The sequence below is a fragment of the Arcticibacter svalbardensis MN12-7 genome, from assembly GCF_000403135.1.
GTDB classification, from domain to species: Bacteria; Bacteroidota; Bacteroidia; order Sphingobacteriales; family Sphingobacteriaceae; genus Arcticibacter; species Arcticibacter svalbardensis.
This window is the reverse complement of the sequence record NZ_AQPN01000140.1, coordinates 1-10,868: the sequence shown is the minus strand read 5'-3', so window position 1 is coordinate 10,868 and position 10,868 is coordinate 1. Positions and strand designations below refer to the sequence as shown.

Here is a 10,868-nt window from a genome sequence, read left to right as displayed (position 1 = left end):
TCAATAAATGAACTAAGCTAAACAATCCTTTCCCTGTTCCCTGAAGCGATACTTCTATAAATCGCATCAATAATTTGCATATCCCTTAATCCCTCTTCACCGGCTACCCTAGTCATCCTTTTATTACTCACACACAGTGCAAAATCATCCATTTGGAAAGCCTGTTGATTGATCTGTGGAAAATCCATAACCCCCGCAGGTGTCTCTCCCTGAATCCCCCCATAACCGAAAGCCGGCTGCAATCCGTAATCCCCCTTTTCTGCATGAATTTTCAAGAACCCAACATTTTCATTATAACTCGACTTTCCATTCGCAACAATACCGCCAGGAAATTCCAGTTTATAGTGAATCGTTTCATCCACTTCCTTAAAAAGCTCCCGATTTGTTTTCTCTTCGGTTGCTGTTACAAACAAGGGCTCCAAACCCGTTGCATACCTGGATCCCTGAATCGTATAAATGCCCATATCCATTAACGCCCCACCACCTGAAAGTGCCTTTTTCAGACGCCATGATTTAGGATCTCCCCGATAAGTAAATCCATTTGCTGTATCTATTGAAGTTATCTTTCCATAAGGCTTTTCCTTCGCAAGACGCATCACTTCTAAAGTATGCGGTTCAAAATGCAGGCGATATCCAATAGAAAGCATCTTTCCCGCCTGCTTACACGCCGCAATCATTTCCCTGCATTCTCCCGCATTCAAAGCCATCGGCTTTTCACAAATAACATGTTTCCCTGCCTTGGCCGCCCTGATCGTATATTCTTTATGCATAGAAACAGGAAGCACCACATATACAATGTCGATATCAGGATTTTTGGCAATAGAATCAAAGTTTGAATAGTTGTAAATGTTCTTCTCCGGAATGTTATATTTTTGAGACCAGCTCTCCGCTTTCGAAGGGGTTCCAGTTACGATCCCTGCCAGATAACAGTTTTTTGTTTCCTGAAGAGCAGGAGCTAATTGTCCCGAACTATATCCACCCAAACCTACCAATGCGATCCCTAACTTCTTATTTGATGCTGCGGGAAAACAGGAAGCAAGCGAAGCCAGTTGAGGGGCTAAAACCAAGGCTCCTGTGCCATAAGTTAAAGTTCTTATAAACCTCCTTCTTGAGTACTTGTTGTTGATTTCCATAACATGAGATGATTGATAAACAGTATATATTTATACAATTTCAGCAATTATCTGTTTGAGAAAATTAAATGCACGTTCTTTTTTTGACAGTATAGAAAGAAGAATTATGACTAGTTATTGAAAATTTTTTTTTCTCTTTTGTTTTTAATACGCTATCAATCTAATTCTTATATTTAAATCGAAAAACATCTATTAATTAATCAAGGTACAAATCAAACACAAAACAAACAGGAATGATAAGGTATAGAACTCTAATTCTAGCAATCATGGTATGCCTATTCCAGGCGAATAAAGTTCATGGGCAATTTGGCGGGTTAAGTAAAAAGTTATTAGACAAAGGTACAGACATGGTAAAAGGGGGCGGTCTCAGTGGAATACTTAAACAGCCGCAGGCAATTTCTACAAGCTTTGAAGATGTAGTGCGGACAGGTTCAAAACCTCCATCCTTTGTAGATGATCAGAAACCCCAACCTTTATATCTTTTACCAAAAGCTCCTCTGGGAGGGTTTAAACTTTGTGCCGGTTTTTACGAAATGACTAATAAGAGCTACTGTCTCCATGCCGGAACCAGAGGACCTAGCACTGGTGACGGTTATATGCTTGCCCCTGTATTGGGTCCTAAGCATGATGTTGTAATTTTAATCTTAAAAAATGCAGAGAAACATCCCAATGTCAGTCAGCATAGCATTCAAATCCTGTTATGGGCGATAATAGCCCGCACTAAGTTTGCAGATTTTGGTACTGATATTAAATTAACGGCAACCACACTTTTATCACCCCAGGAACTACTCATGCTTGAAGGCGGAGCTCTTGGCGTATTACCGGCAAATATGATGTCTAAAGCAAAAGACCTGCTTCCCCCTATTGCACAACGGATTTTTGAGGCTGAAAATAACATCCGCCAACTTGCCGCATCCGGTAATGCATCATACCAAGAAATGGAAAAATATGCCATCCTCACTGGTATAGTAGCACAACCGGATCCGAATGTACCATCCGGCACATGGTCGCTCCACCCTGACGGCTATTATATCCGTTATTTTCCAAGTGGCTATTCCATTACCAGAGTACAGATTTATGTGCCACAGGAGCTCATAGATCAAAAACCCGGATTAGTTTACGACGCTCCCAATGGCATAGCCTGCCCAGCCAACGTAGGGTCTCAGCGTCTTGCGCAAACTAATGAACCACTTAACCCGGATTACAGCAAAAAGTTAAAGATTGTATGTAACCCATAATCGTGATCAACGAAAAATAGAATTCCCTTAAAACATATTTCTTTGTATCATCTACCAGTAGTCCTAACTGCTATCCTGATGCATGAAATGAGGGAATTTTTTTTGATTTGCTTTTCTTAATTGAATTCAAAACATGACTCTTTTCCCTGTTACAATTCCAACATCATCCTTTTCGTTGCTAATTAATGCAGACAAAACAGATTTATTTGGTGTTTGGTTAAATAGGCCTTGCCTGGGACATGTTGCGCTTCTTGCCTGTTGAACAATCTTGTTAGGAAGTTCAGCCAAAAGCCGGTTGCCTGCATAATCCATGCAAGTTCTTATAGCGGTGTCGACTACTTCCAGTATTGGCTGCCCAATCGGGATGACTGCTTCCGCTTGCCAACTGCCAATAATAGCACAAGGACTACATTCTACACTGTTTAATAATACTAGTTCCTGATCCATATCACTGAAACTGTAAAAGCTCAGCGACATACTCAAAACTAACATACAACCTGAAGGAACCGTCCCCTTCATTTCAATGATCCGCTCTGCGGTCTTTTCATAACGATCATAGCTAATCTCCTGGTTGTCGACATACTCATAATAGTTTTCCCTAAAGTTAAAACCAGTAAGCAGGAAGCGTACTTTAATCCTATACGCTTTACCTTTAATAGATTTAGGAATTTTCATGTCTTTTGACAGATTCATTGCCGGCATCAGAACCTTTATTGTGCCTGACAAATCCTGCTCCACCTGCGGTTTAACCAACAATACCGCAGATAAGGGGTTGTTTGCATTAAACTCCAGCCCGTTCAGATGACTCAGTTCACCATCATGCAAATCACGCTCGCCAGCTACTGTTCCGGCAGCTCCACGAATACATTTGGATACCGCAGAAGTAACCCGTCCTACAGCCGGCCCATCGTAATAGCGGTAAGCGGGAAGGAAAGCCTTGCGGATAGCTAAAGCAGCCGAACTTATTAGTCCAAACTCTGTAGAACTGGCGATACTGGCTGCTGTTAATGGATATGTTTTAGATTTACCCTGCACAATGTTCTTTTTCCCGTAGCCTCTAAAAATAACGGAGCCTGCAATGCCCCTAATATTGCCTTTGTGGTCTATAATAGCCATAATGATTTAAGATTTAAATGTTAAAATTTCAAGTAGTTAAGGTTAAATGTATGGAGAATTAGTGCAAGTGATGTTTATTTTGAATAAATTTCCTAATAAGTGGTATTAGAGAGCAAAAAAAGACATATTTAAGAAGCTCGAACGCATTGAAAGCTCTTTCTGCTTTATCAAATTTACGCGAATATGTCCTATTGGCATGAGTAAGATCCTTCAATAAATTAAACAAAACTACCAACAGCACAAAAGCTATAACCTGAATAGGAATAAACCTTAGTTTATTTTAGGTTAATACTGTATAAAGTCCGTGTTTCCCTACTTAAACATGGACTTACGATGGACTAAACATAGATTGATTATAGTTTGATTAATAAACAGATACCTGTCTGCATACTTACATACCAAAATTAAAGGTCAATTACCAGATGAAGAATCAAGATCAATCTAATTGATGAGCCTTTGCATTAAAACAGGCTCATCAAATATACCTGCAACAAAAAGAAGCAAATGCTGTTAAAATGAAAACCTGAAGGTGCTATTCCCGGCCGAGTTTACCCAAGGCGGATCATGTCAATAATTTGCCTTATATAATATTTTTTTACCACCCAATAAATGACCACTTTTAGCGAAAATTATTAGACAATGAAACTCATTAATATACTTATATCCGCTGCGATGCTTATACCCCTTGTCAGCTTTGCACAAGCAAACCTACCAAATGACAAAACTGTTCAGGTAAAGATATTAAATGGAATTTTAGAAGGCACTAAGGAGAGTTCGACAATAAATAGTTTTAAAGGTATTCCATTTGCAAAACCTCCTATTGGAGATCTGAGGTGGAAAGAGCCGCAAGATCCTGAAAACTGGACTGGCATTCGGAAGGCGGATAAATTTGGCGCAAATGCCATGCAGAAAAAGATTTATGGTGATATGATTTTTCGGTCAACTGGTATGAGCGAAGATTGCCTGTATTTGAATGTCTGGACACCATCGGTTAAGCCGAAAGAGTCATTACCTGTGTTGGTTTATTTTTATGGAGGCGGATTTATTGCTGGTGATGGTTCGGAATCGCGTTATGACGGAGAGAGCATGGCCAAGAAAGGCATTGTCGTTCTTACCGTAAACTATCGTTTAGGCGTATTTGGCTTTTTAGCTCATCCTGAATTAACTAAAGAGTCAGCCCATCATGCCTCCGGGAATTATGGATTGTTGGATCAGAATGCCGCATTACGTTGGGTACAGCAGAATATAGCTGCTTTCGGCGGCGATCCTAAACGTGTAACCATTGCGGGAGAATCCGCAGGTTCCATATCTGTATTCGCACAAATGGCCTCTCCTTTATCGAAAAAGCTGATTGCCGGAGCCATTGGAGAAAGCGGTGCGATGATTAATCCGACCTTTGCACCTGTCTCACTTGATCAGGCCGAAAAAAATGGTGTGGCTTTTGCAAAAAAGTCAAAGGCAACCTCTCTGGAAGCTTTACGCGCAATGACAGCGGGCGAATTGCTTGATGCTGCTTCTGTTCTTGATGCGTTTAAGACGGTAGCCGCTGTTGATGGTTATTTTTTACCTAAAGAGCCAGCAGCTATTTTTGCAGCAGGAGAACAGGCATTGGTTCCTCTCCTCGCCGGATGGAATTCTACAGAGATCCCTTATCAATCATTATTGGGTGATCAAGCAACCACAGCAGAGAACTATGCTGAGAAAATCAAGCAGCTTTATCCTGACCATGCGGATGAGGTATTAAAACTATATCCGGGGAAAAATCAAAAGGAAGTGATCCGATCAGCTACTGCTTTAGCGAGCGACCGTTTTATTGTTTACAGCACCTGGAAATGGATTGATCTGCAAAGCAAAACGAGTGGTAAACCTGTTTATAGGTACTTGTTTTCGAAGGCTAAGCCAGAAATGACTGCTGAGTTTACAAATGCAGTTGCCGGATTAGCCGGAGGAATAACTAAAAATGCAAATGCTCCCTTACATAAAGTTCCTACTTTAGCGGGTGCTCCCCATGCTTTTGAAATTGAATATGCAATGGGCAATCTGACTACTAACCGGGTGTACGACTGGAAACCGGAAGATCATAAAATCTCTTCCCTGATGTTGAACTACTTTGCAAATTTCATCAAGACAAGTGATCCTAATGGTCCTGGGTTACCCAAATGGGCACCTTTAAGTATTGGTGAGGTTCCTTATATGAATATTGATGTGCGTACAAAACAGGAAAAAGAACAGAATAGGGAAAGGTATATATTTCTTGATCAGCGGTATCAGAAATAAGAGTTTGGGGATATGGAACTATAATGCTAGCCTAGCATTTTATGCTAGGCTTCCTATTTCTCAGCAACAATGATCTCTAAATCTCACATGAAAAAAGATTAATTTAATCTCTTTTAAATAATATCAAGATTACTGAAGCATACAAAATGCTGCTTCTATAATTTCATTTTGATTCTTGCTGCTTAATTCATAATCATAACCAATAGTTCCTTCATGGTCGTATCCAACTCTGAATTTTAGCAAAGGTTTTTGATTAGTTTAATTATAAAGTCCTTATCAACTTTTTAATTTAAAAGTAAATGAGTAGGATTCTCACTAGAAACAGCTGATTTTAAATATTTATTAATAACAAATGACCTAAGTCCGGTTATATCATTTTCACTAAACTTAAAAAAGCTTTTGGCGCAGGTATCAATAGTGCCTGAATTCACAAAACTACTCATCATAAATTTCATAGTATTTTCTTTTCCATCAAAAGAAAGTAGTATAGACGGCTCTCCTGCTAATATACCTCCCTTTAGCATAATAATTTTAGCCCTTGTAAGTACATCTGTAAAATCATCATTTTTATCACCAAGGAATTTGCATTTCTGGGCTGACGCTGAAAATGAACTAATTATTAATAAGATTATTACAAATTTCTTCATGGTATTAAGCAACTAAAAAACACTTGCTTATCAAGAAAGTTAACAACTTAAATAACAGATAAACCCAGATATAAATATCATGATTAGTTTAAAATATGATTTCGAAATATACACATCGATCTACATCTCCAGATAATCAAGATCTTTATTGAAACTTTCTTTCAGCTGGGTAAGAGCAAATATGGCGATGGCTGTTAAGAGGAAGATCATGATGTAACCGGCGGTAATAATATTGTATCGGTGTACAAAGAATTCGAAGATAAAGGTACTTGGGATCAATGCACCTCTGACAAAGTTAGGCGCTGTAGTGGTTACTGTGGCGCGTAAGTTGGTACCAAACTGTTCGGAAGAAATAGTTACGAAGGTTGCCCAATACCCAACAGACAGTCCCATAAAAAAAGCAAGCCATTGAAATTGCTGTGCTGTAATTCCTTTGCTACTTAGATAACATACTGAACTTGTAACAATTAAGATTTGAAATATAAAGACCGCTAATTTCCTCGATTTGGTTAATTGTGCGATAAGTCCGGCTAAAATATCACCCAATGAAATGCCAATATAGGTAAACAAAATACCCTTTCCGGCACTCAATGCATCTGTAGCGCCTAGAGCCTTCCCAAATTCAGGGGCCTGTGTGACGAAGATTCCCACTACAAACCAGATAGGTAAACCAATAAGCAGACAATATAAATAGCGCATGAAACGCTCGCGGGAAGCAAAGAGCATACTGAAGTTACCCTTTTTAATTTGCTGGGTAGCGGTGGTTTTGAACAAACCGGACTCAAAAGTGCCTACTCTCAGGATGAGTAATACAAGACCTATTGCTCCGCCCACAAAATAAGCATTGCGCCAGTTAAAATGTTCGGCCACATAAAACGCAGCGATAGCTCCCAGAACCCCTACCCCTGCTACCATCATAGTACCATATCCCCGTTTATCTTTATGCATGCTTTCGCTGACCAACGTTATGCCTGCGCCTAGCTCACCAGCCAAACCAATACCTGCAATAAAACGAATGATGGCATAGGTATTCATATCGTGCACTAACCCGTTCGCCATATTAGCTAAGGAATACAGAAATATAGAGCCAAAAAGCACTTTAACACGGCCGTATTTGTCGCCTATGATTCCCCAGAGTAATCCTCCCAGCAACAGGCCTCCCATTTGCATGTTTAACACATACTCTCCATCCAGACGCATGTCTGCTTCGGGAATTCCAATATCACGAAAGCTTTGAACCCGTACTATGGAAAAAATTACCAGGTCGTAGATATCAACAAAGTAACCTAGTGCGGCAACAATTACAAGAAATAAAATGTTATTTTTAGGTATGGCTAAGTTTGAATTCATTAATTGATTTATTAATACTTAAATCTATAATTTTATGTGCTACTATTTCTGATTTAATGGAAAATAAAAACGGTTATAATATGCATTTTAGCGACTTATTAATATCTGAAAGAAAAATGAGGTTAGTTAAATTGATGCAACTTATTGTTTGAGATTATTCGAGAGTAACATTGCTTATTATTTGAGGTTCATCAAGAACGAAAAGGTTAAATAATGGATGTTTTTTAAGAACAGTTAAGGTATTTTTTTGCGGTTAGTTAAAAATTATACGGTTAGTTGTTTAAACCACATTCGATACGTATACATTAGGAAATAGCTTAAAAGGAAAATACGATGAAAATATTTCAGCAATCGCTTAGACTCAGACAGCGTTCAAGAGGCTTTCACCTGATTACATCAGAAATTATTCAGGCTATGCCTCAGCTATCTGAGATTGAAACAGGAATTTGTCAGGTTTTCATACAGCATACATCCGCCTCATTAACAATTAATGAGAACGCAGATCCGACGGTAAGGAAGGACTTCGAGATGTACTTCAGTAAAGTTGTACCCGAAAATGACCCCAAGTATCTACATGATGAAGAGGGGCCTGATGATATGCCATCACACTTAAAAGCAGCTATGTTGGGTTGCTCGGTGATGATTCCAATCAGTAATGGGAGATTGGCATTTGGATTATGGCAGGGAATTTATCTATGTGAACATCGTAATTATGGTGGAGAACGAAGTGTAATGATTACAGCATGGGGTGAATAATTCTTCAAAAAAAATTAACTTCGTAAAAATACAAGAACCCTTAATATGTCTGATTCGAGTACCCGGTTAAATAAATACATTAGTGAGAGCGGATTGTGCTCTAGAAGAGCTGCAGATAAGCACATTGAGAACGGAACTGTATTTATTAACGGGAAAAAAGCGAAGGTAGGTGATCAGGTTCGCATTGGCGATCGGGTTATTGTGAATGGTCAGCTTATTGAGCCAAAGGAAGAAGAAAGTTCAATTTTATTGGCTTTTAATAAACCGGTGGGCATTACGAGTACTACGGAAACGACTGATAAAACGAACATTGTTGATTATGTAAACCACAGTGACCGGATCTTCCCTATTGGCAGACTGGACAAGGACTCGCAAGGGTTGATCCTGCTGACCAATAACGGGGACTTGGTGAATAAGATTCTACGTGCGGGAAATAATCATGAAAAAGAGTATCTGGTAACGGTAAATAAACCGATTACGGATGCTTTTATCACGGGTATGGCAGGAGGTGTTCCGGTGATGGATGTGATGACCAAAAAGTGCAAGGTTGACAAAGAGAGTCCTTTCATTTTTAAGATTACGCTGATACAGGGCTTAAATAGACAGATCAGAAGGATGTGTGAGCATTTTGGTTATGAGGTGACTAAGCTGGAACGCACCCGGATTATGAATATTACACTGAAGGGACTACCGCTTGGAGATTGGCGGGAGTTGACTGAGCTGGAACAAAAGGAAATTGCGAAACTGATTGGAAAATCGAGTTCGGAAAGAGTTACTGGTGGTTCTGCTAGCGCAGGTTCTGCTGCTAAAGGATCTACTGGGTCTTCGAAACGTTCTTCTAAAAGTTCGGCTAAAGGGATTGCTGAAAGATTCGCCGAATATGATAATGTGGGAGAGTTAAAAAAGGAAAAAGCAGCTGAAAGAAAAGCAGCTGGATCAAACCGACCTAATTCAAGTGCTCGATCTGGAAAGCCTTCAGCGTCCGGATCATCAGGTAAAGCTGGTGGTTATAAATCTGCAGCTTCGGGTAAAGGTGGCAATAAAAATACTAGTTCTTCGGGGAGGCCATCCTCAGGAAAGTCCGGAGGTGGAAAGGGTGCAAAATCGAGTTCTGGAAGGGCAAAAAGCAATAGAGGTTCGAGGTAAAAGTTAATATTATTTCTCCAATGGAAATCAACATCACCCATATAGACACGGTATGCGTTCTTCTGGAATGGTGAATTTTGCTTACTTACAGATCCTACATTAGATCTGGCAGGCAAACTTTATTATCATGGATTTGAGACTTTTTCTTGTAAAACCGTCAGTCCGGCGATACCAATGGAGCGTCTAACTTCTATATTTCAATAATCACTCTGGGCCTGGAACCGTGCAAGATGCTGCTGTCAGAGTTGTAAAAGCAGCCATACTAAGTTCAGATGGTCCTACGGGCCAATTCTTCAGTGAAGACAATGTATCAGAAACTGGTATTAGTCCTTGGTAGAATGTATTTATTAATGAAGAATTTTGGTAAGAAATAGCATTTTTGATTCACTGGGATTTGAATTCCTGAATACACTATTTGCTTGTATTCTTTACATTTCTGCAGAACTCTTTTGCCAATTAAATGTTACTATTATAATTAAACATTAATAAAATGAGCAAGAAAATTTTAATGTTAGCCGGTGATTTTGTAGAAGATTACGAAGTCATGGTTCCTTATCAGGCACTACTTTCTGTGGGCCTGGAAGTTGATGTGATTTGTCCGGATAAAAAATCTGGTGAAACGATCCCTACTGCTATTCACGATTTTGTTGGTTTCCAAACGTATGCGGAATTGCGTGGGCATAATTTCGTTTTAAACAAAACTTTCAATGAAGTGAATGTAGAAGATTATGCTGGTTTATATGTATGTGGCGGACGTGCACCAGAATATATTCGATTGAACGAAAAGGTTTTGCAATATACCAGGCATTTTTTTGATACGAATAAACCAGTTGCTGCAATTTGTCATGGTATTCAGATCCTGACCGTTGCCGGGGTTTTAGAAGGAAGAACTTTAACTGCTTATCCAGCTGTTGGACCTGATATCGCATTAGCTGGAGGTACTTACAAGGACATTAAGGCTACTGAAGCTATTACCGACGGAAACTTAACTACTTCTCCTGCATGGCCAGGACATCCTGCAATTTTAAAAGAATTTTATAAGTTGTTGGGATTAAATATCAGTTTTAAAGAAGCGAATGTATTATCAGAGGCACATTAGGTAATTTATTTAAATTAAAAAGTGTCTGCTTCTTAAGCCATTATACACTTTAGAAGCCAACTTCAACTTTATGGCTCCTTGATTAAACAGAAAAAGGCAATTCCAA

At 39.3% G+C, this 10,868-nt stretch carries 9 protein-coding genes; 5 read left to right on the top strand and 4 right to left on the bottom strand.

What is annotated here, in order from left to right; translation table 11 throughout:
* Positions 1–17: 17 nt before the first annotated feature.
* Positions 18–1,133: a Gfo/Idh/MocA family protein gene (locus tag ADIARSV_RS18135; protein ID WP_016197114.1), complete on the bottom strand. Its 1,116-nt coding sequence runs from the start codon at positions 1,131–1,133 to the stop codon at positions 18–20.
* Between the two features lie 266 nt (positions 1,134–1,399).
* Here ADIARSV_RS18135 and ADIARSV_RS18130 point away from each other — a divergent pair, with 266 nt between their 5' ends.
* On the top strand, positions 1,400–2,371 hold the full coding sequence (locus tag ADIARSV_RS18130; RefSeq protein WP_016197113.1) for a hypothetical protein: 972 nt from the start codon (positions 1,400–1,402) through the stop codon (positions 2,369–2,371).
* A gap of 126 nt (positions 2,372–2,497) precedes the next feature.
* Here ADIARSV_RS18130 and ADIARSV_RS18125 read toward each other — a convergent pair whose 3' ends face one another.
* On the bottom strand, positions 2,498–3,487 hold the full coding sequence (locus ADIARSV_RS18125) for a hypothetical protein (protein WP_016197112.1): 990 nt from the start codon (positions 3,485–3,487) through the stop codon (positions 2,498–2,500).
* Between the two features lie 639 nt (positions 3,488–4,126).
* On the opposite strand from ADIARSV_RS18125, the gene ADIARSV_RS18120 reads away from it, so the two are divergent.
* A complete protein-coding gene (locus tag ADIARSV_RS18120; protein ID WP_016197111.1) occupies positions 4,127–5,764 on the top strand; it encodes a carboxylesterase/lipase family protein in 1,638 nt (545 codons plus the stop codon).
* Positions 5,765–6,048: 284 nt separating this feature from the next.
* Here the strand turns inward: ADIARSV_RS18120 and ADIARSV_RS18115 are convergent, their stop codons facing one another.
* Positions 6,049–6,411 (bottom strand): hypothetical protein, encoded by a 363-nt coding sequence (locus tag ADIARSV_RS18115; protein WP_040300609.1) that lies wholly within the window; start codon positions 6,409–6,411, stop codon positions 6,049–6,051.
* Between the two features lie 120 nt (positions 6,412–6,531).
* The gene (locus ADIARSV_RS18110) at positions 6,532–7,761 is read right to left on the bottom strand and encodes an MFS transporter (protein ID WP_016197108.1); all 1,230 of its coding nucleotides are present in this window, start codon (positions 7,759–7,761) and stop codon (positions 6,532–6,534) included.
* A gap of 333 nt (positions 7,762–8,094) precedes the next feature.
* Between ADIARSV_RS18110 and ADIARSV_RS18105 the strand changes: the two genes are divergently transcribed.
* The 3 genes from ADIARSV_RS18105 to ADIARSV_RS18095 all read left to right on the top strand — a co-directional run bounded on the left by ADIARSV_RS18105 (position 8,095) and on the right by ADIARSV_RS18095 (position 10,762).
* Complete coding sequence (locus ADIARSV_RS18105; RefSeq protein ID WP_016197107.1) at positions 8,095–8,517, top strand: secondary thiamine-phosphate synthase enzyme YjbQ; 423 nt, start codon at positions 8,095–8,097, stop codon at positions 8,515–8,517.
* 45 nt (positions 8,518–8,562) lie between these two features.
* Complete coding sequence (rluF, locus tag ADIARSV_RS18100) at positions 8,563–9,663, top strand: 23S rRNA pseudouridine(2604) synthase RluF (RefSeq protein WP_016197106.1); 1,101 nt, start codon at positions 8,563–8,565, stop codon at positions 9,661–9,663.
* Between the two features lie 490 nt (positions 9,664–10,153).
* Positions 10,154–10,762, top strand: a complete 609-nt coding sequence (locus ADIARSV_RS18095; protein WP_016197104.1) for a DJ-1/PfpI family protein — start codon at positions 10,154–10,156, stop codon at positions 10,760–10,762.
* Positions 10,763–10,868 lie beyond the last annotated feature (106 nt).

What these genes read in the sequence shown, in the direction of transcription:
- ADIARSV_RS18135 (WP_016197114.1), bottom strand. Translation starts at nt 1,133, where the DNA reads ATGGAAATCAACAACAAGTACTCAAGAAGGAGGTTTATAAGAACTTTA.
- ADIARSV_RS18130 (WP_016197113.1), top strand. Translation starts at nt 1,400, where the DNA reads ATGGTATGCCTATTCCAGGCGAATAAAGTTCATGGGCAATTTGGCGGG.
- ADIARSV_RS18125 (WP_016197112.1), bottom strand. Translation starts at nt 3,487, where the DNA reads ATGGCTATTATAGACCACAAAGGCAATATTAGGGGCATTGCAGGCTCC.
- ADIARSV_RS18120 (WP_016197111.1), top strand. Translation starts at nt 4,127, where the DNA reads ATGAAACTCATTAATATACTTATATCCGCTGCGATGCTTATACCCCTT.
- ADIARSV_RS18115 (WP_040300609.1), bottom strand. Translation starts at nt 6,411, where the DNA reads ATGAAGAAATTTGTAATAATCTTATTAATAATTAGTTCATTTTCAGCG.
- ADIARSV_RS18110 (WP_016197108.1), bottom strand. Translation starts at nt 7,761, where the DNA reads ATGAATTCAAACTTAGCCATACCTAAAAATAACATTTTATTTCTTGTA.
- ADIARSV_RS18105 (WP_016197107.1), top strand. Translation starts at nt 8,095, where the DNA reads ATGAAAATATTTCAGCAATCGCTTAGACTCAGACAGCGTTCAAGAGGC.
- rluF (WP_016197106.1), top strand. Translation starts at nt 8,563, where the DNA reads ATGTCTGATTCGAGTACCCGGTTAAATAAATACATTAGTGAGAGCGGA.
- ADIARSV_RS18095 (WP_016197104.1), top strand. Translation starts at nt 10,154, where the DNA reads ATGAGCAAGAAAATTTTAATGTTAGCCGGTGATTTTGTAGAAGATTAC.